Origin of the sequence: Klenkia sesuvii (assembly GCF_037083825.1) — a bacterium.
Taxonomy (GTDB): Bacteria; Actinomycetota; Actinomycetes; order Mycobacteriales; family Geodermatophilaceae; genus Klenkia; species Klenkia sesuvii.
This window is the reverse complement of record NZ_JBAPLU010000007.1, coordinates 1-19134: the sequence shown is the minus strand read 5'-3', so window position 1 is coordinate 19134 and position 19134 is coordinate 1. Positions and strand designations below refer to the sequence as shown.

General features: G+C 74.0%; 22 protein-coding genes. 8 read left to right on the top strand and 14 right to left on the bottom strand.

Annotation, left to right across the window (positions count from 1 at the left end):
• Positions 1-4 precede the first annotated feature (4 nt).
• Together TEK04_RS08540 and TEK04_RS08535 are read right to left on the bottom strand one after the other, a co-directional pair.
• Complete coding sequence (locus tag TEK04_RS08540; protein WP_336403906.1) at positions 5-1402, bottom strand: glycine--tRNA ligase; 1398 nt, start codon at positions 1400-1402, stop codon at positions 5-7.
• A gap of 63 nt (positions 1403-1465) precedes the next feature.
• Complete coding sequence (locus TEK04_RS08535; RefSeq protein WP_336403905.1) at positions 1466-1726, bottom strand: antibiotic biosynthesis monooxygenase; 261 nt, start codon at positions 1724-1726, stop codon at positions 1466-1468.
• Between the two features lie 59 nt (positions 1727-1785).
• Here TEK04_RS08535 and TEK04_RS08530 point away from each other — a divergent pair, with 59 nt between their 5' ends.
• From TEK04_RS08530 to TEK04_RS08515, 4 genes are all read left to right on the top strand, one after another.
• Positions 1786-2127, top strand: coding sequence for an ArsR/SmtB family transcription factor (locus tag TEK04_RS08530; RefSeq protein ID WP_336403904.1), 342 nt, complete (start codon positions 1786-1788; stop codon positions 2125-2127).
• Positions 2127-2534 (top strand): Fur family transcriptional regulator, encoded by a 408-nt coding sequence (locus tag TEK04_RS08525; RefSeq protein WP_336403903.1) that lies wholly within the window; start codon positions 2127-2129, stop codon positions 2532-2534. Before TEK04_RS08530 ends, TEK04_RS08525 begins: the two co-directional genes overlap by 1 nt.
• A gap of 98 nt (positions 2535-2632) precedes the next feature.
• Positions 2633-4408: a serine/threonine-protein kinase gene (locus TEK04_RS08520; protein ID WP_336403902.1), complete on the top strand. Its 1776-nt coding sequence runs from the start codon at positions 2633-2635 to the stop codon at positions 4406-4408.
• 95 nt (positions 4409-4503) lie between these two features.
• The gene (locus TEK04_RS08515; RefSeq protein ID WP_336403901.1) at positions 4504-6033 is read left to right on the top strand and encodes a serine/threonine-protein kinase; all 1530 of its coding nucleotides are present in this window, start codon (positions 4504-4506) and stop codon (positions 6031-6033) included.
• A gap of 1 nt (position 6034) precedes the next feature.
• Here TEK04_RS08515 and TEK04_RS08510 read toward each other — a convergent pair whose 3' ends face one another.
• The 3 genes from TEK04_RS08510 to era are packed head-to-tail and all read right to left on the bottom strand — an operon-like array spanning position 6035 to position 8497.
• Entirely contained in the window at positions 6035-6811 is a 777-nt protein-coding gene (locus tag TEK04_RS08510) for an isoprenyl transferase (RefSeq protein WP_336403900.1), read from the bottom strand.
• Positions 6808-7554 carry a DNA repair protein RecO gene (gene recO / locus TEK04_RS08505; RefSeq protein WP_336403899.1) on the bottom strand — a complete coding sequence of 249 codons (747 nt, stop codon included), beginning with the start codon at positions 7552-7554 and terminating at the stop codon, positions 6808-6810. Before recO ends, TEK04_RS08510 begins: the two co-directional genes overlap by 4 nt.
• 28 nt (positions 7555-7582) lie before the next feature.
• Positions 7583-8497, bottom strand: a complete 915-nt coding sequence (gene era, locus TEK04_RS08500; protein ID WP_336403898.1) for a GTPase Era — start codon at positions 8495-8497, stop codon at positions 7583-7585.
• A gap of 50 nt (positions 8498-8547) precedes the next feature.
• Between era and TEK04_RS08495 the strand changes: the two genes are divergently transcribed.
• The 3 genes from TEK04_RS08495 (at position 8548) to TEK04_RS08485 (ending at position 10886) form a co-directional block, all read left to right on the top strand.
• Positions 8548-9144, top strand: coding sequence for a hypothetical protein (locus tag TEK04_RS08495; protein WP_336403897.1), 597 nt, complete (start codon positions 8548-8550; stop codon positions 9142-9144).
• Between the two features lie 234 nt (positions 9145-9378).
• Positions 9379-10425 carry a tryptophan--tRNA ligase gene (gene trpS / locus TEK04_RS08490; protein WP_336403896.1) on the top strand — a complete coding sequence of 349 codons (1047 nt, stop codon included), beginning with the start codon at positions 9379-9381 and terminating at the stop codon, positions 10423-10425.
• Entirely contained in the window at positions 10422-10886 is a 465-nt protein-coding gene (locus tag TEK04_RS08485; RefSeq protein ID WP_336403895.1) for a GNAT family N-acetyltransferase, read from the top strand. Before trpS ends, TEK04_RS08485 begins: the two co-directional genes overlap by 4 nt.
• A gap of 89 nt (positions 10887-10975) precedes the next feature.
• On the opposite strand, the gene TEK04_RS08480 is transcribed toward TEK04_RS08485, so the two are convergent.
• From TEK04_RS08480 to hrcA, 9 genes are all read right to left on the bottom strand, one after another.
• Positions 10976-11308, bottom strand: a complete 333-nt coding sequence (locus TEK04_RS08480) for a cytidine deaminase (protein ID WP_336403894.1) — start codon at positions 11306-11308, stop codon at positions 10976-10978.
• Positions 11305-12789: a hemolysin family protein gene (locus tag TEK04_RS08475; protein WP_336403893.1), complete on the bottom strand. Its 1485-nt coding sequence runs from the start codon at positions 12787-12789 to the stop codon at positions 11305-11307. Before TEK04_RS08475 ends, TEK04_RS08480 begins: the two co-directional genes overlap by 4 nt.
• Positions 12786-13277: an rRNA maturation RNase YbeY gene (gene ybeY / locus TEK04_RS08470; RefSeq protein WP_092803647.1), complete on the bottom strand. Its 492-nt coding sequence runs from the start codon at positions 13275-13277 to the stop codon at positions 12786-12788. The genes TEK04_RS08475 and ybeY overlap by 4 nt, the downstream gene beginning before the upstream one ends.
• A 3-nt stretch (positions 13278-13280) precedes the next feature.
• Entirely contained in the window at positions 13281-14336 is a 1056-nt protein-coding gene (locus tag TEK04_RS08465) for a PhoH family protein (protein ID WP_432277325.1), read from the bottom strand.
• An 89-nt stretch (positions 14337-14425) separates the two neighbouring features.
• Positions 14426-15247 (bottom strand): enoyl-CoA hydratase/isomerase family protein, encoded by an 822-nt coding sequence (locus TEK04_RS08460; RefSeq protein WP_336403892.1) that lies wholly within the window; start codon positions 15245-15247, stop codon positions 14426-14428.
• 19 nt (positions 15248-15266) lie between these two features.
• The gene (locus TEK04_RS08455) at positions 15267-15626 is read right to left on the bottom strand and encodes an HIT domain-containing protein (protein WP_336403891.1); all 360 of its coding nucleotides are present in this window, start codon (positions 15624-15626) and stop codon (positions 15267-15269) included.
• Positions 15627-15643: 17 nt separating this feature from the next.
• Positions 15644-16399 (bottom strand): 16S rRNA (uracil(1498)-N(3))-methyltransferase, encoded by a 756-nt coding sequence (locus TEK04_RS08450; RefSeq protein WP_336403890.1) that lies wholly within the window; start codon positions 16397-16399, stop codon positions 15644-15646.
• On the bottom strand, positions 16396-17535 hold the full coding sequence (gene dnaJ / locus TEK04_RS08445; protein ID WP_336403889.1) for a molecular chaperone DnaJ: 1140 nt from the start codon (positions 17533-17535) through the stop codon (positions 16396-16398). Before dnaJ ends, TEK04_RS08450 begins: the two co-directional genes overlap by 4 nt.
• 14 nt (positions 17536-17549) lie before the next feature.
• The gene (gene hrcA, locus TEK04_RS08440; protein ID WP_336403888.1) at positions 17550-18596 is read right to left on the bottom strand and encodes a heat-inducible transcriptional repressor HrcA; all 1047 of its coding nucleotides are present in this window, start codon (positions 18594-18596) and stop codon (positions 17550-17552) included.
• A gap of 127 nt (positions 18597-18723) precedes the next feature.
• On the opposite strand from hrcA, the gene TEK04_RS08435 reads away from it, so the two are divergent.
• Positions 18724-19083: a type II toxin-antitoxin system VapB family antitoxin gene (locus TEK04_RS08435; protein WP_432277324.1), complete on the top strand. Its 360-nt coding sequence runs from the start codon at positions 18724-18726 to the stop codon at positions 19081-19083.
• The last annotated feature ends 51 nt before the right edge of the window (positions 19084-19134 follow it).

The window sequence follows — 19134 nt, the reverse complement described above, 5'->3', positions numbered from 1 at the left end:
CGGTTCAGCAACCGAGGAGGCGGGAGCCGAGGTAGGTCGTCACCTGGTCGAGGCCGACCCGCTCCTGGGTCATCGTGTCGCGGGAGCGCACGGTGACGGCCTGGTCCTCGAGGGTGTCGAAGTCGACGGTGAGGCAGAACGGCGTCCCGATCTCGTCCTGGCGGCGGTACCGGCGGCCGATGGCACCGGCGTCGTCGAACTCGACGTTCCAGTTCTTGCGCAGCTCGGCGGCCAGGTCACGCGCCTTGGGCGAGAGGTCGGCGTTGCGCGACAGCGGCAGCACGGCGGCCTTGACCGGGGCCAACCGCGGGTCCAGCGCGAGCAGGGTGCGGGTGTCGGTGCCGCCCTTGGCGTTGGGGGCCTCGTCCTCGCGGTAGGCCTCGACCAGGAACGCCATGAGCGAGCGGGTGAGCCCGGCTGCGGGCTCGATGACGTAGGGCGTCCACCGCTCGTTGGTGGTCTGGTCGAAGTAGGACAGGTCGGTGCCCGAGTGCTCGGTGTGGGTGGACAGGTCGAAGTCGGTGCGGTTGGCGATGCCCTCGAGCTCGCCCCACTCCGACCCCTGGAACCCGAAGCGGTACTCGATGTCGACGGTGCGCTTGGAGTAGTGCGACAGCTTCTCGGCGGGGTGCTCGAAGTGCCGCAGGTTGTCGGGGTCGATGCCGAGGTCGGTGTACCAGCGGGTGCGCTCGTCGATCCAGTACTGGTGCCAGGTCTCGTCGTCGCCGGGCTTGACGAAGAACTCCATCTCCATCTGCTCGAACTCACGCGTGCGGAAGATGAAGTTCCCCGGCGTGATCTCGTTGCGGAAGCTCTTGCCGATCTGGCCGATGCCGAACGGCGGCTTCTTGCGGGCGGCGCCCATGACGTTGGCGAAGTTGACGAAGATGCCCTGCGCGGTCTCCGGTCGTAGGTAGTGCAGCCCGGAGTCGTCCTGGACCGGCCCGAGGTGAGTCTGCAGCATCATGTTGAAGTCGCGCGGCTCGGTCCAGTTCCCGCGAACGCCGGTCTCCGGGTCGGGGATGTCGTCCCAGCCGTTCTCCGGGGCGTGACCGTGCTTGGCCTCGTAGGCCTCCCACAGGTGGTCGGCCCGGTAGCGCTTGTGCGTGAGCAGCGACTCGACGAGCGGGTCGCTGAACACGCCGACGTGCCCCGAGGCCACCCAGACCTGCCGGGGCAGGATGACCGAGGAGTCCAGGCCGACGACGTCCTCACGGCTCTGCACGACCGTGCGCCACCACTGCTTCTTGATGTTCTCCTTGAGCTCGACGCCCAGCGGGCCGTAGTCCCAGGCGGAGCGGGTGCCGCCGTAGATCTCCCCGGCGGGGAAGACGAACCCCCGGCGCTTGCAGAGGTTGACCACCTTGTCGAGGCGGGCGGGGTCGTGCTTGGCGGTGCTCACGGAGGATCTCCATCCGGCTGGCGGTCGGCGGTTGCCCCGCAACGCTAGACGCCCCCTGCGAGATCATTCAGCCAGGTAGACCCCGGGCTCGTCGACGGCGTGCAGCCAGACCGGGGCGCCGGCGATCTTCACCTCGGGCGCAGACAGCGCGCGGCGGTAGGCCCCCACGCCGTCCCAGGTGGTCAGCAGCGCGCACAGCCCCTCGTCGTCGACGGCGACGCCGAACTCACCGGTCCGGAAGCCCGGTCGGGCCCGGAGCGCGGCCAGCAGCACCGCCCCGTCGGACAGCAGTGCCGCACGGTCGGGCGCGCGGAACCTGGTCACGGCGAACACCGCCACCTCCACGTTTGACAATGGTTCTCACATGCAGGGATGATGGTGCCATGTCGGCCGTCCCCCTCCCGCTCCCCCGCCGGCTCCCCGACGACGTCGCGGCGGCCAGCGAGCTGCTGTCGGCCCTGGCCGCCCCGCTGCGCCTGTCCATCGTCGCCCTGCTCGACGAGCACGGCACGCTGTGCGTCCACCAGCTCGTCGACGCCCTCGGGGTGCCCCAGCCCCTGGTCTCCCAGCACCTGCGCGTGCTGCGCGGCGCCCGCCTGGTCGTCGGGGACCGCAAGCACCGCGAGGTGCACTACCGGTTGGTCGACAACCACGTGGGCCACATCGTGCGCGACGCCATCGAGCACGCCGCCCACGCCGCCGCGCCGTCTGCGACGATCGCGTGATGGTCCGCACCACCCGCCAGCGCACCGCGGTCGCTGCGGTCTTCGACGGCCTCGAGGGGTTCCACAGCGCCCAGGAGGTGCACGCCCGGCTGCGCGCCGCCGGCGACAGCGTGGGCCTGTCGACGGTCTACCGCGCCGTGCAGGCGCTGGCCGAGGACGGCGAGCTCGACTCCATCCGCACCGCCAGCGGCGAGGCCCTGTACCGGCGGTGCAGCACCCGTCACCACCACCACCTCGTGTGCCGCAGCTGCGGTCGCACGGTCGAGGTGGCCGGTCCGGCCGTCGAGCGCTGGGCCGACCGCACGGCCGAGGAGCACGGGTTCGCCGACGTCAGCCACACGCTCGAGATCTTCGGGACGTGCGCGGCGTGCCGGGCCCAGGACACCCAGGACGCCCCGGCCGGCTGACCCGCGGCCCCGGCGCACCCGTTGGTCGGGACGGTGCCGTTCCCTAGACTCCCGTCGCGGTGGGCAGGTGCCCGCGCACCATCGGGAGGGGGCGGGCGGTGCAGTCCGAGCAGTTCGGCCCGTACCGCATCGAGGCCCTGATCGGCCGCGGCGGCATGGGCGAGGTGTACCGCGCCTTCGACACCGAGCACGAGCGCACCGTGGCCCTCAAGGTGCTGTCCGAGCACCTGGCGGCCGACCGGGGCTACCGCGAGCGGTTCCGCCGTGAGGCCCACCTGGCGGCGCGGCTGGCCGAGCCGCACGTCATCCCGATCCACCGCTACGGCGAGGTCGACGGCCGGCTGTTCCTGGACATGCGGTTGGTGCACGGCGACGACGTCGCCACCGTGCTCGCCCGCGAGGGGCGGATGGACCCCGTCCGCGCCGTCTCGATCGTCAGCCAGGTCGCCCGGGCCCTGGACGCCGCCCATGCCGACGGCCTGGTGCACCGCGACGTCAAGCCCTCCAACGTCCTGCTCACCGGCAGCGGGGACGGCGAGTTCGCCTACCTCGTCGACTTCGGCATCGCCCGCTCGACCACCGACGCGCAGGGCCCCGCGCTGACCCAGACCGGCGCGGCCCTGGGCTCGTTCGACTACATGGCCCCCGAGCGCTTCCTCGAGCGCGGGATCGACCACCGGGTCGACGTCTACGCGTTGGCCTGCGTGCTGTTCGAGTGCCTGACCGGCCGCCGACCCTTCCCGACGACCGGCCTGGCCGCCCAGATGTTCGCCCACGTCAACACGCAGGCCGACCCGCCGTCCGCGGTGGTGCCGGGCCTGCCCGCCCAGCTCGACGCCGTCGTGGCCCGGGGGTTGGCCAAGGACCCGGCAGCGCGGTGGTCCAGTGCCGGCGAGCTCGCCGCAGCCGCTCGCGCCGCCCTCGCCGGTGCGGGCGGCCAGGGCTGGGCGGTCGCCGTCCCCCAGTCGCCCCCGGGCGGGCCGGCACCGTCCGGCCACCCGCGCACGATCGGGTTCACCGACCCCTCCGGCGGGTCCCCGGGCACGGGTGGTGGCACCGGCGGCGGGTTCGGCACACCGGGCGGCACCGGTGGGGGCTTCGCGCCTGCGGCCGGCCCCGGACCGGGTCCCGGTTCGTGGTCCGCGCCGCCGGTCCCGCCCGGCCCGCCCTTCGGACCCGGCACCGCCCAGCCGGCACCGTGGAGCTCGTCGCCGCCGCAGCAGACCAGCCCCGGTCTGCTGGTCGCGCTGGCCACGACCGTCGTGGTCGCGGTCATGGTCGTGGTGGCCGTCGTCGTCACCCGCAGCGGCGGGGACGGCGGCACGTCGGTCAGCGCCGCTCCGACGACCGACGCCCCCACCACCAGCGCCGACCCGACGAGCACGGCCACCAGCACGTCGCCGCCCGACGACGACACGGCCACCGAGGCACTCCTCGCGCGACTGCCCGCCGACTTCGAGGAGCAGGACTGCGAGGAGTACCAGCTCCCCTCCGACGGCGCGGAGGCCGCCGTCGAGTGCGGCGGGTCGATCTCGGGAACCGGGCCCGAGGCGGCCCGCTTCTACGGCTACCCCGACGTCGAGACCCTCCGCGACGCCTTCCAGGGCGACGTCGACCGCAACGGCCTCACCCGGGTCACCGCCGAGGACGGGTGCCCCGGCACCCCGGGGTGGCTGGACTACAACGGCGCGGACGGCGTCGAGGCGGGCTCGGTGGCCTGCTTCGTCGACGCCGACGGCTTCGGGATCATCTTCTGGACCCAGGAGGACGCCCTGGCCGAGGGCTACGTCGCCGTCTCCGACGGCGAGGCCGACCTGGCCGCGCTGTGGGAGTGGTGGGTCGACTCCACCAAGAGCGACTTCCAGGTCGGCTGAGGGCCCCGCCGCGTCGGCAGGTCCGCCGACGGCGGGGCGGCGATTAGCATCAGCCCGTCGTCGCAGCCCTGCGGTGTCGTCGGTGGAGGAGGCCCGTGGAGTCCGGTCGCTTCGGGCCCTACCGCATCGAGGAGCTCATCGGGCGCGGCGGGATGGGCGAGGTCCACCGGGCCTACGACACCGAGCACCGCCGCACGGTGGCCCTCAAGGTGCTGTCGGCGGGCGCCGCGGGTGACGACGACTTCCGCGAGCGGTTCCGCCGCGAGGCGCACGCGGTGGCCCGCCTGTCCGAGCCGCACGTCATCCCCATCCACCGCTACGGGGAGATCGACGGTCGGCTGTTCCTGGACATGCGGCTGGTCAGCGGCACCGACCTGGCCGAGCTGCTGCACGCCCGGGGCGCGCTGGACCCGGCACGGGCGGTCGCGGTGGTCGGCCAACTGGCACGGGCCCTGGACGCCGCCCACGCGGAGGGCCTGGTGCACCGGGACGTCAAACCCTCCAACGTGCTGGTGACCGGGGACCCCGGCGACGAGTTCGTCTACCTGGTCGACTTCGGCATCGCGTGGTCGGCGGCGGACGCGCAGGACCGGCAGCTCACGCAGACCGGCTCGGCGGTGGGCTCCTTCGACTACATGGCCCCCGAGCGGTTCATGGAGCGGCCCGTCGACGGGCGCACCGACGTCTACTCGCTGGCCTGCGTGCTGTTCGAGTGCCTGGTCGGCCGGCGTCCGTTCACCGGCCACGACCTGGCGACGACGATGTTCGCCCACCTGCACACCACCCCCCCACCGGTCTCGGCGCTGCGCGGCGGGCTGCCCCCGGGCCTCGACGCCGTCGTCGCCCGCGGCCTGGCCAAGGACCCCGGGCAGCGCTGGCCCACCGCCGGGGCGATGGCCGCCGCCGCCCGCGCCGCGCTGACCTCCGGTGGGGTCGTCCCGCAGCACGAGGCGGCCACCGCGCCGGGGCCGCCTCCCCCGGCGCCGCAGGCCATCGGCATGTCCGGCCCCGGGTGGGGCCCGGCGACGACGGGCCGGCGGCGCTGGGCCCCGTGGGCGGCCGGCGGGGCGGCCGCCGCCGCGGTGGCCGCGGTGGCCGTGGTCGTCGGGGTGGTCGCCACCGGCGGGTCCGCCGACGAGCCGTCCGCCAGCAGCTCGGCGCCGCCGACGACGTCGGCGGCGGAGGCCGAGCTCCGCGGCGTCCTCCCCGCCGCCATCGACGACTGCACCTCCGCCGACCCGTCGTCGCTGGGGGAGACCGCGCGGCTGGACTGCGGGCCCGGCCCGCAGCGCCCCGGCCCGTCCTCGGTGCAGGTCTCCCGGTTCGAGGACGCCGGCGCAGCCGACGCGGCGTTCCTGCGGATGGTCGACGACCAGGACCTGTCGCCGCTGTCGTCGTCGCAGAGCTGCCCCGGGTCGCAGGGCTACTACTACTGGCGTGACCAGCAGCAGCAGACCGCCGGGCGGGTGGCCTGCTACGCCACCCCCCGCGGGCAGGCCGTGCTGTTCTGGACCGAGGCCGACCAGCGGGTGCTGGTGGTCGCCGGCACCGACGCCGGCACCGGCGGGCAGGGGTTGTCCGACCTCACGTCGTGGTGGTCGGAGGAGAGCACCCGCTTCGGCTGAGTCAGGCCGAGCCGAAGCGGCGCTGGCGGGACGCGTACTCCTCGCAGGCGGCCCAGAGGTGACGGCGGTCGAAGTCGGGCCACAGCACGTCCTGGAAGACCAGCTCGGCGTAGGCGCTCTGCCACAGCAGGAAGTTGGAGGTGCGGTTCTCCCCCGAGCTGCGCAGGAAGAGGTCGACGTCGGGCATGTCGGGCTCGTCGAGGAACCGGGCGACGGTCTTCTCGGTGATCCGGTCGGGGTCGAGCCGGCCGGCGGCCACCTCGCGGCCGATCGCCGCCGCGGCGTCGGCGATCTCGGCCCGCCCGCCGTAGTTCACGCACATCGTCAGGGTCAGGACGTCGTTGTCGCGGGTCAGCTCCTCGGCGATCTCCAGCTCCTTGATCACCGACCCCCACAGCTTCGGCCGACGACCGGCCCAGCGCACCCGGACCCCCAGCTCGTGCATCTCGTCGCGCCGGCGCCGGATGACGTCGCGGTTGAACCCCATGAGGAAGCGGACCTCCTCGGGGCTGCGCTTCCAGTTCTCGGTGGAGAACGCGTAGGCGCTGATGGCACCGATGCCGAGCTCGATGGCGCCCTCGACGCAGTCGAACAGCGAGGACTCCCCCGCCTCGTGCCCCTTGGTGCGCGGCAGCCCACGCTGCTTGGCCCACCGGCCGTTGCCGTCCATCACGACGGCGACGTGGTGCGGCACCTTGTCGCGCGGGATCGCCGGTGGCACGGCGCCGGAGGGGTGCGGGTTCGGCGGCCGGACCTCCCGCGCTGCACCGCGCCTCATGTGCGGTCGACCAGGCTGAGCGAGCGCAGCCCGCGCTCGAGGTGCCACTGCAGCAACGCGGCCACGAGCCCGCTCCCCTCACGTCGGTTGATGCCCTGGCTGGCCTCGGCGGTCGCCCAGTCGCCGGTGAGCAGCGCCTCGAGCAGCTCGACGGTCACCGGGCTGGGCAGGGACGACCCGGTGGGTCGGCACGCCGGGCACACCATGCCGCCCCCGGGGACCGAGAAGTGCCGGTGCGGGCCCGGCTCGGCACAGCGGGCGCAGTCGGTGAGGGCCGGTTCCCACCCGGCCACCGACATGGCCCGCAGCAGGAAGGCGTCGAGCACCAGGCCCGGCGGGTGGGTCTGCTCGGCCAGGCTGCGCAGCGCGCCGATGACCAGCAGGAACATGCGCAGCGAGGGTTCCTTCTCCTCGGCGGTGAGCCGGTCGGCCGTCTCGAGCACCGCGGTGCCGGCGGTGTAGGCCCGGTAGTCGGCCACGATCTTCGGGCCGTAGGAGTGCAGCGACTCGGCCTGGCTGACGATGTCGAGGTTGCGGCCGGTGTAGAGCTGCAGGTCGACGTGGCTGAACGGCTCGAGCCGGGCGCCGAACTTGCTCTTGGTGCGGCGCACGCCCTTGGCCACCGCGCGCACCTTGCCGGTGCGGCGGGTGAGCACGGTGACGATGCGGTCGGCCTCACCGAGCTTCTGCACCCGCAGGACGACGCCCTCGTCGCGGTACAACGACTTCGGCACCGTGCTCATGGCTCGGCTCCGTCGTCGCCTCGGCTGCTCAATAGCCCAGCCGTTGCAGCTTCTTGGGGTCGTCCTGCCACTCCCCCAGGACGGTGACGTGCAGGGCGAGGTGCACCCGGCCACCGAGCAGCTGCTCCAGACCCACCCGGGCCTCGCTGCCGATCGCCTTGATCGTGGCCCCGCCCTTGCCCAGCAGCATGGGCTTCTGGCTGGGGCGCTCGCAGTGCAGCAGCACGTGCAGCTCGGTGAACACCGCCTCGGGGTCGCGCGGGTCGGGCTTGCGGATGATCTCCTCGACGCTGACCGCCAGCCCGTGGGGCACCTCCTGCCGCACCTTCTCCAGCGCGGCCTCGCGCACCAGCTCACCGATCTGCCGTTCGACGTCGTCGTCGGTGAGCTGGTCGTCGGGGTAGAGCGGCGGGCCCTCGGGCAGCATGCCGATGAGCAGGTCGGCGAGCAGGTCGACCTGCTCGTCGGCCACCGCGCTGACCGGCACGACCTCGCGGGCCTCGACCAGCTGGGAGGCGGCGACCAGCTGCGCGGTGATCTGCTTCTTCGACGCCGCGTCGGTCTTGGTGACCACCAGGACGACGGGGGTGCTCACGTTCGCCAGCTGGCGGGCGATGTACGCGTCGCCGGCACCCACCGGCTGGTCGGCGGGGATGCAGAACACGACGACGTCGACCTCGGCGAGGGTGTCGCGCACGACGTCGTTGAGCCGCTGGCCCAGCAGGCTCTTCGGCTTGTGCAGGCCGGGGGTGTCGACCAGCACCAGCTGGCCCTCGGGCCGGTGCACCACGCCGCGGATGGCGTGCCGCGTGGTCTGCGGCCGGTTGCTGACGATGCCGACCTTGTCGCCGACGAGGCGGTTGGTGAGCGTGGTCTTGCCCGCGTTGGGCCGGCCCACCAGGGCCACGAAGCCGCTGCGGTACGGCGCGTCGGGGGTGCTCACGCCGACCAGTCTCCCACCGGGGTCCGACAGCGCTTGCGAGGATGGACGCCATGGCCCGCCGACAGCGACGACCCGACGACGAGCCGCCCGCGGTGCGCGCCGCCCGCGACCGGGAGCGGCACACCAGCCAGGTGACCAGCTACGGCTTCCTCGCCCGGCGCGGGCCCAAGCGCTCGGTCACGGTCACCCCGGCCCCGCTGCGGTACTGGCAGTACAACCTCGTCAGCCCCGGGGTCGCGCTGGCCACGGTGCTGGCCGTCGTCGTCTGGCTGGTGGCGCTGGGGCTGATCAGCGGCTGGCCGGCGGCCCGGCAGGAGGCGCCGCTGGCCGTCGTCCTGGGGCTGCTCGTGCTGGTGCTGGCCACGAGTCGGTTCACCGTCTCCGACCACGCGGTGTCCACCGACATCGCCGGGCTGCGCCAGACGTCGTCCTTCGGGGTCGTCCCCCTCGTGCTGGTCGAGGACGTCGTGCTCGCCCCGGCGCCGGCCGACTGGCCGCGGGCCAGGCGACGGGGTGGGTGGTGGCCGGGGCGGCGCCGGGTCGTCGTCCGGCACCTGTCCGCCGACGGCGCGGCCGACCGGGCCTTCACCGTCTGGGTCCGCGACCCCGAGGAGTTCGCCGACGCGCTCGGCCACCCGCTGCCCTGACCCTGCTGCTGAGTGGGTCACCCCCCGCGAGCGCCCGTTGGTCCATGCCGTGTCGCGGACCAACCGACGCCGGGGTGGGTCGACCCGCTAGCCTGACCGCGTGTTCGTGTCCCCGACCACCTGGTGGCAGCTGCTCGCGCAGCCGTGACCTGACCCGTCCCCGAGCTGCCCGTCGGCAGCTCACCGGACGCGTGGGCCTCCCCCTCGGGCGCTCCCTCCCCGCTGGAGACCCCGATGCATGACTCGTCCTTCCACCAGGCTGCGATCCGCTCGACGGAGATCGAGGCCGACCTCGCGGTCCACCCCGACCGCTACCGGGTGCTGACCGGCGACCGGCCAACCGGCGCACTGCACCTGGGGCACTACTTCGGCACGGTGGCCAACCGCGTGCGACTGCAGGACCTCGGCGTCCAGGTGCTGCTCGTCGTCGCCGACTACCAGGTGATCTACGACCGCGACGACCCCGGTGACCTGCGCGCCAGCGTGCTCGACCTGCTGGCCGACCAGCTGGCCGCCGGCATCGACCCGGCCCGCACACCGGTCTTCGTGCACAGCGCAGTACCGGCCCTGAACCAGCTGCTGCTGCCGTTCCTCAGCCTGGTGAGCGTCGCCGAGCTCGAGCGGAACCCGACCGTCAAGGACGAGGTCGCTGGATACGCGGGGCGCGCCGTGTCCGGGCTGATGCTGACCTACCCCGTCCACCAGGCCGCCGACATCCTCTTCTGCGGGGCGAACCTGGTGCCGGTCGGCCGCGACCAGCTGCCGCACCTGGAGGTGACCCGCGACGTCGCCCGCCGGTTCGGCCAGCGCTACGCCCCGCTGTTCGTCACGCCCGACGCCCTGCTCAGCGACACCCCGCTGCTGCTCGGCCTCGACGGCCACAAGATGAGCAAGAGCCGGGGCAACACCATCCGGCTCGGCGACGACCAGGACACCACGGCCCGGGCGATCAAGCGGGCGGTGACCGACAGCCGGCGCGACATCACCTACGAGCCGGCCGAGCGGCCCGGGGTGGCGACCCTGCTGCAGCTGGCCGGTCTCTGCCTGGACCGCGACCCCGCCGACCTCGCCGAGGGTCTCGACGGCTCGGCAGCGCTCAAGGCCCTCACCACCGAAGCGGTCAACGAACGGTTCCGGGCACTGCGGGCCCGCCGCCGCGAGCTGGCCGCCGACCCCGGGTACCTGCTGCGCGTGCTCGACGACGGCAACCGGCACGCGAACGCCCTCGCCGAGGCCACCCTCGACCGCGTGCGCGCCGCGATGGGCACGGTCTACCGGTGAACGAGATCGTGCTCGGCCCGCTGACGGCCGGCCACGTCGGGGAGCTGCTCACGCTGCAGCGCGCGGCGTACGTGACCGAGGCGCAGCTGTACGACGACACCCGCCTACCCGCGCTCACCCAGACCCTCGACGAGCTGACCGCCGAGCTCAGGGCGTCGTCCTGCACCGCTGCCTGGCTCGGTCCACGCCTGGTGGGCGCCGTCCGGACCCGTGCGGTGGACGGCGTGCTGCACGTCGGGCGCCTGGTGGTCGCGCCCGACCTGCAGGGCCGGGGACTCGGTTCCCGTCTGCTCGCCGCCGCGGAGGAGGCCTCCAGCTGCACCACGGCCACCCTGTTCACCGGTCACCGCAGCACGGCCAACCTGCGCCTCTATGCCCGACTCGGCTACCGGGAGACCCACCGCGAGCCCCTGACCGCCACGGTCATCCTCGTCCACTTGACCAAGAGGCTGGGCCTCTGACCGGCGAGTGTGCAGTCGCGGTCGCCCGGGTCGGCGTGGCGGAGGTGTCGCGAACGCAACTGCACAGTCGGCATCCGACGCCCGCGCGCTCAGGTGGTGAGCACGAGGGCGCCGTCGGGGCCGGCGAGGTGCACCGGGGCGTCCGGGCTCAGGTCGTGGACGGCGGCCAGCCCTGCCTCCTCCACCGCGCCGGCACCGGAGACGACCGCCGCCGCCTCCAGGCCCTCGACACCCGAGGACACCGCGGCGGCCACCGCGGCCTGCAGGGCGGACAGCTGCAGCGAGGGCAGCGCGACCGTGGCCGCCAGGTAGGTGCGCCCGTCGGTGTCGCGGACGGCGGCGCCCTCCGGCGCCCCGGTGCGGCCGCGGGCCGAGCGGGCGAGCGTCACGAGCTTCTGGTCCTCGGGCTGCAGGTCGGTCACCCCGACAGCTTCGCAGCTCCGCCGTCGGCACCCACCGGGGCCTCGGCCACCGCAGGCCCGGCCGGCTCGTCCGGCTCGGACCCGGATGCTGCGGCCGCCGCGGCGGCTGCGGCCGCTTCCTTCTTCTCCTTCTTGCGGCGGGCGCGGCGCTCGGCGCGCTCCTCGTCGTCGGGGTCGACCGCCGGCTCCTCGACCTCGGGCTCCTCGGTCGGATCCTCGACCCGGCGCACCAGCATCGTGTCGATCTGGTTGCGGCGGCCCCCGGTCTGCTCGGCTACCAGGTGCAGCTCGCCGACGACGGTCTCCGAGCCCTCGATGGGCACCCGACCGATGGCTCGGGCCAGCAGGCCGCCGACGGTCTCGACGTCGTCGTCGTCGGGCAGCTCGACGCGGAACAGGTCGGCGAGGTCCTCGACCGGCAACCGGGCGGTGATGCGGTAGGACCCGTCGGGCAGCTCCTCGACCGGTGGGCGCTGCACGGTGTCGTGCTCGTCGTCGATCTCGCCGACGATCTCCTCGAGGATGTCCTCGATGGTGAGCAGGCCCGCGAACCCGCCGTACTCGTCGACGACCACCGCCATGTGGATGCGGCGGGCCTGCATGTCGCGCAGCAGCACGTCGACCGGCTTGGACTCGGGCACGAACGACGCCGGCCGCATGATCTCCTCGACCCGGATGCGGCTCACGTCCTGGTCGCCCTGGGTCCGCCGCACGAGGTCCTTGAGGTAGACCACGCCCACGATGTCGTCGACGTTCTCCCCGATCACCGGGATGCGGCTGAACCCGCTGCGCAGCGCCAGGGCCAACGCCTGGCGCAGGTTCTTCGTGCTCTCGACGAACACCACGTCGGGGCGGGGCACCATCACCTCGCGGGCGATGGTGTCGCCCAGGGTGAACACCGACTGGATCATGTCGCGCTCGTCGCTCTCCACGACGCCGCGCTCCTCGGCCATGTCGACCAGCTCGCGCAGCTCCACCTCGGTGGCGAACGGGCCGTCGCGGAACCCGCGCCCGGGCGTGATCGCGTTGCCGAGGAGGATCAGCAGGGTGGAGACCGGGCCCAGCAACCGGCCCAGCAGCCGCGTGGGGCCGGCCGCGGCGAGGGCGATCCGGTAGGCGTGCTGCCGACCGAGGGTGCGCGGCCCGACCCCGACCAGCACGTAGCTGACCACGGTCATGAGCGCCGCGGCGGTGAGCACACCGGCACCGACACCGTCGAACTCGACGAAGAGGATGACGCCGATGAGCACGGCGGCGGTCGTCTCGCACGCGATGCGCAGGAGCAGCAGCAGCGAGACGTGCCGGGCGCGGTCCTCGACCACCTTCAGCAGGGTCTCCGCCCGCCGGACGCCGTCGCGGCGCAGCGTCTCGACCCGGGCACGCGAGATCCCGGCCAGGGCGGAGTCGACGGCGGCGAACACCCCGGCGACGGGGACGAGCAGGACGGCGATCACCAACAGGGTGATCGCGGTGGAGCTCATCGCGGCGCGGTCTCCTCGCCGGTGACCTGGTCGCGGGGCACCGCGGCGAACTTCTTCAGGAGGTCGGCCTGCAGGCCGAACATCTCCTTCTCCTCGTCGGGCTCCATGTGGTCGTAGCCCAGGATGTGCAGCACGCCGTGGGTGGCCAGCAGCAGCAGTTCGTCGTCCATGGTGTGGCCGGCCGCGCGGGCCTGCCGGATCGCCACCGCCGGGCACAGCACGACGTCGCCGAGCAGCTCGGGGCCCGGCTCGGGGTCGTCGGGCCGTTTGGTGTCGAGCTCGTCCATGGGGAAGGCGAGCACGTCGGTGGGGCCCTTCTCGCCCATCCACCGCTCGTGCAGGCTGGCCATGTACTCGACGTCGACGCACAGCACCGACAGCTCGGCCAGCGGGCTGACGCCCATCTCGGCGAGCACGAACCGGCAGATGCCGGTCAACGACGTCTCGTCGACGGCGATCTCGGACTCGTTGGCGACCTCGACGGCCACGGGTCAGCTGCCCTTCTGCCGCCGCGGCCCGGAGCCGCGCACGGGGTCGGCGGTGCGGGGGGCGGTGGCGACGTCGTAGCGGTCGTAGGCCTCGACGATGTCGCCCACGAGCCGGTGCCGGACGACGTCGGAGCTGGTGAGCTCGGAGAAGTGGATGTCGTCGACGTCGGCGAGGATGTCGCGGACCACCCGCAGGCCCGACTGCGCGCCGCCGGGCAGGTCGACCTGGGTGACGTCGCCGGTGACGACCATCTTGGAACCGAAGCCCAGGCGGGTGAGGAACATCTTCATCTGCTCGGCGGTGGTGTTCTGCGCCTCGTCGAGGATGACGAACGAGCTGTTCAGCGAGCGGCCGCGCATGTAGGCCAGCGGCGCGACCTCGATGGTGCCCGACTGCATGAGCCGCGGGATGGACTCGGGGTCGACCATGTCGTGCAGCGCGTCGTAGAGCGGCCGCAGGTAGGGGTCGATCTTCTCGCTGAGCGTGCCGGGCAGGAAGCCCAGCCGCTCCCCGGCCTCGACCGCCGGGCGGGTGAGGATGATCCGGTCGACCTGCTTGGTCTGCAGGGCCTGCACGGCCTTGGCCATCGCCAGGTAGGTCTTGCCGGTGCCGGCCGGCCCGATGCCGAACACCACGGTGTTGCGGTCGATGGCGTCGACGTAGTGCTTCTGGTTCAGCGTCTTGGGCCGGATGGTGCGCCCGCGGCGGCTGATGATGTCGAGGCTGAGCACCTCGGCGGGCCGCTCGCTGCCGCCGGTGCGGAGCATGCCGACGACGCGGCGCACCTCGTCGGGGCGCAGCGTCTGGCCCCGGCGGACCAGGGCGATCAGCTCGTCGAGCACCCGGACGGCGAAGGCCGTGTCACCGGGCGCGCCGGTGAGGGTGATCTCGTTGCCGCGCACGTGGACGTCGGCGGCCAGCTCGGTCTCGACCAGCCGGAGCAGCTCGTCGGCGGACCCGAGCAGGGCCACCATCGGGACGCCCTCGGGCACGGTGATCGACGTCCGCACCGGGGCGGGGCCCTCGGCGGGGGTGGTGCTCGGAGAGGTGTCGGGCAAGAACGCTCGACCCTGCCTTCCTGCGACGGGAGTGTGACCGGCGTGAGCTTACGCCGGTCGCCGGGGGCGCGGCGCCCGCTTTCCCGCGCTCACCGACCCGCGTGCGTGGCCCGGCCCGGCCCGTCGGCCAGGAACGACGCCGTGGCCGAGCGCAGGTCCTCGGTGGTGAACAACGCACCGGACACCGCGGGGACGACGACGTCGGCGGCCCGGACGCCGGCGCGCACCGCCGTCGCCACGACCGTCTTCGTGGCCGCGTGCGCGACCGTCGGGCCGGCGGCCAGCCGACGGGTGAACGCCAGGGCGGCCTCGGTGAAGCCCTCGGCCGGCAGCACCCGGTTGACCACGCCCCAGCCGTGCAGGGTCGCGGCGTCGTAGCGCTCCCCGGTGAACACGAGCTCCTTGGCCCGGGCGCTCCCGGCCCGCTCGGCCAGCCGCTGCGGGCCGCCCATCGACGGGGTCAGCCCGACGACGATCTCCACCAGGCCGAAGGAGGCGCGCTCGGTGGCCACCAGCAGGTCGCAGGCCAGCGCGAGCTCGAAGGCCGCGGTGAGGGTGAGGGCGTGCGCGGCGAACACGGTCGGCACCGGGAGGTCCTCCACGGCCTGGGCGATGCCCAGCAGCCGGGCCCACAGCGCGCCACCCTCCCCGGCGGGGTCGGGACCCTCGGCGATGCCGGCGAACACGGTGACGTCGACCCCGCCGGAGACGACCCTGCCCTCGGCCCGCACGAGCACGGCGCGGGCCCGGTCGGGGCGCCCCGGGTCGGTGAGGTCGGCGAGCTCGGCGACCCGCGCCTCGAGCGCGTCGAAGGTGGCCGCGTCGAACAGGTTCAGCGGCGGGTTGTCGAGCACGAGGACGGCGACGTCCCCGTCGCGCTCGATCCGGACGGGGGCTGCGGGGGTGGTCACGCCCCGATCATGCAGCAGCTCAGCCGGGCGGCCAGCCCAGGTCGCGGCCGCCGAGCACGTGGCCGTGCACGTGGTGCACGGTCTGCCCGGCGGCCGGTCCGGAGTTGAAGACCAGCCGGTAGCCGGGCTCGGGGGCTTCCGCGGTGGCCAGGCCCTCGGCGACGGCGACCGCGTGCGCGGCGGCCACCACCTCGGCCAGCAGCTGCGGGTCGGCGCCCACGAGCAGACCCGCCGTGGCGTGGTGGTCCTTGGGGATCACCAGCACGTGGGTGGGGGCCTGCGGGTTGATGTCCCGGAAGGCGAGGGTGCGCTCGGTCTCGTGCACGACGTCGGCCGGGATCTCCCCGGCGACCATGCGGCAGAACAGGCAGTCGGTCACGTGCAGGACCCTAGATGTCAGGTCCAGCGGGTGCGGGCGCTCAGCGCGGCCAGGGCCGCCGGGCCGGCGGTCGAGGTCCGCAGCACCTCCTCGCCGAGGCGCACGACGACCGCGCCGGCCGCCCGGAAGGCCACCGCCTCGCCGTCGGTGATGCCGCCCTCGGGGCCGACGACCACGGCCACGACCCCCTCGGCCGGGAGGTCGACGGCGGCGAAGGGGCGGCGGGCCTGCTCGTGCAGCACCAGCGCGAGGTCGGTGTCGCCGAGCAGCCCGCACACCTCCCGGGTGCTCATCGGCTCGGTGACCTCGGGGACGCGCGGGCGGCGGGCCTGCTTGCTGGCGGCCCGGGCGGCCGAGCGCCACTTGGCCAGGCCCTTGTCGACGCGGTCGTCGCGCCAGCGGGTCACGCACCGCGACGCCGTCCAGGGCACGATGCGGTCGACCCCCAGCTCGGTGGCCAGCTCGACGGCCAGCGGACCGCGGTCACCCTTGGGCAGGGCCTGCACCAGCACCAGCTCGGGCTCGGGCACGGGCACCTCGTGCCGGCTCAGCACCTCCACCTGCAGGCCCTCGGTGCCGGCCGCGGCGACGACGCCTGCGACGACCGTGCCCGCGCCGTCCGCGACCCGCACCCGCTCCCCCGCCGTCAGGCGCAGCACGTCCACGGCGTGCCGGGCCTCGTGCCCGGTGACCAGCACCGTGTCCCCGGGTGGGAGCTCGTCCACCAGGAACAGGGGGGCGCCGTCCGGGGCGAGCTCGGCGGGCTCGCTCATCGGCCGTTGAAGGCGTCGCGGACCCGGCCGAACAGGCCGTTGTGCTGGGCCCGGCTGGCCTCGGGGTGGTCCTCGCCCCGGGCGGCGGCCAGCGTGCGCAGCAGCTCCTCCTGCTCGCCGTCGAGCTTGGTGGGGGTCTGCACGTCGACGTGCACCATCAGGTTGCCGCGGCCGGTCGCCCGCAGCCGGGGGGCGCCGTGCGCGCGCAGCGTGAGCACGCTGCCCGACTGGGTGCCGGCCTTGATGTCCAGCGGCTCGTCGCCGTCGAGGGTGCGCAGGGTGAGCGTCGTGCCCAGGGCGGCGGCGGTCATCGGCAGGGTCACCCGGCAGTGCAGGTCCTCCCCGTCGCGGGTGAACACGTCGTGCGGGCGCTCGTGCACCTCCACGTACAGGTCACCGGCGGGGCCGCCGCCGGGGCCGACCTCGCCGTGGCCCGACAGCCGGATGCGCATGCCGTCCTCCACCCCGGCCGGGACCTTGACCGGGATCGTGCGGCGGGCGCGGACCCGGCCGTCGCCGGCGCACTGCGGGCACGGCTGCGGGATGACCTGGCCGGTGCCGGCGCAGGTGGGGCAGGGCCGGGAGGCCACCACCTGGCCGAGGAACGAGCGCTGCACGCTCTGCACCTCACCGCGCCCGTTGCAGGTGGTGCACTGCGCGGGGTGGGTGCCCGGGGCCGTGCCGGCGCCGGTGCAGGCGGTGCACAGGACGGCGGTGTCGACGGTGATGTCGGTCGTCGTGCCGAAGACGGTCTCGGCCAGGTCGAGCTCGACCCGGATCAGGGCGTCCCCCCCGGCCCGGGTGCGGCTGCGCGGGCCGCGGGTGGCCGTGCCGCCGCCGAAGAAGGCGTCCATGATGTCGCCCAGGCCGCCGAAGCCGGCGCCGCCGCCGAAGGGGTTTCCCCCGCCCCCGCCGCCGGTCTCGAAGGGGTCGCCGCCGAGGTCGACGATGCGCCGCTTGTCGGGGTCGGTCAGCGCCTCGTAGGCCCGGCTGACCTGCTGGAACTCCTCCTTCGCACCCGGGTCGGGGTTCACGTCGGGGTGCAGGTCGCGGGCCTTGCGGCGGTACGCGCTCTTGATCTCCTTGTCGGTGGCCCCCTGGGCCAGCCCGAGCACGCCGTAGTAGTCCGTTGCCACTGTCTTCTCAGTCCTCAGCTCTCGGCCAGCAGTTGGCCGACGTAGCGGGCCACGGCTCGTACCGCAGCCATGGTCCCGGGGTAGTCCATGCGGGTGGGCCCGACGACGCCGAGCCCCCCGAGGGCGAGGTCGGTGGTGCCCCCGGCCGAGCCGTAGCCCACCGACACCACCGACGCGCCGGTGAAGCCCTCGTGGGCGTTCTCCTCGCCGATGCGCACCAGCACGTGGCCCGGGTCGACCTCGCCCATCAGCCGCAGCACCACGACCTGCTCCTCGAGCGCCTCCAGCAGCGGGCGCAGCGAGCCGGGGAAGTCCAGCGCTCCCCCGCGGGTCAGGTTGGCGGTGCCGCCGACCAGCAGGCGGTCCTCACCGGGCTCGGCGAGGGTCTCGACGAGGGTCGCGCTGACGGCGGCGACCAGCCCGCGCAGGTGCTGGGGCGCGGTGTCGAGCAGGTCGGCGACCGTGAGCCCGGCCTCGGCCAGCTTGACGCCGACGAAGGCCCCGTTGAGCAGCGTGCGCAGCTCGGCGACCGGGTCGACGCCGGTCGGCGCGTCGGTGACCGGCGGGATCTCGACCACCCGCTGCTCGACCCGGCCGGTGTCGGTGATGAGGACGACGAGCAGCCGGTTGCTGGCCAGCTGCACGACCTCCAGGTGCCGGACGGCGGAGCGCGACAGCGTCGGGTACTGGATGACGGCCACGTTGCGGGTCAGCTGGGCCAGCAGGCGCACCGTGCGGCTGAGCACGTCGTCGAGGTCCAGGGCGCCGTCGAGGAAGCGCTCGATCGCCCGCCGCTCGGCCGCCGACAACGGCTTGACCTGCGAGAGCCGGTCGACGAAGAAGCGGTAGCCCTTGTCGGTGGGCACCCGCCCGGCGCTGGTGTGCGGCTGGGCGATGTACCCCTCCTCCTCCAGCACCGCCATGTCGTTGCGGATGGTGGCCGGCGACACGCCCAGGTCGTACCGGGCAGCCAGGGCCTTGGACCCGACCGGGTCGTTGGTCGAGACGTAGTCCTGGACGATCGCCCGCAGGACCTGCAACCGGCGGTCCTCGTGGGCCACGTGCCACCTCCCGTCCGCCGTCCGTCTGGCACTCACCGATCCCGAGTGCCAGCGATCAGCATACGACCGGACACGCACCCCGTCCCGCACCTCGGGCCGCGGGCGGACCCCACTAGGGTGGGTCGCGGTGGTGCGGCCCGGGGACCCCGGGCCACGGTCTGAGGGGAGTCGGGCACTGATCTTCAAGGCGGTGCGCGACGGGCGTCCCTACCCCGAACACGGGTTCTCGACCCGGGACTGGGCGATGATCCCGCCCCGGCAGATCCGGCTCGACCAGCTGGTCACCACCAAGCGGCAGCTCGAGCTCGACGCCCTGCTGGCCGACGACTCCACGTTCTACGGCGACCTGTTCCCGCACGCCGTCCAGTGGCACGGGGAGCTGTTCCTGGAGGACGGCCTGCACCGCGCGCTCCGGGCGGCCCTGCAGCAGCGCAACGTGATCCACGTGCGCGTGCTCGACCTCGACTCCCTGATGCCCGGCGCCTGACCGCCGTCCCGCGTCCCTGCCGCCCCCGGCGTCCCCCGCCCCCCGCGGCGT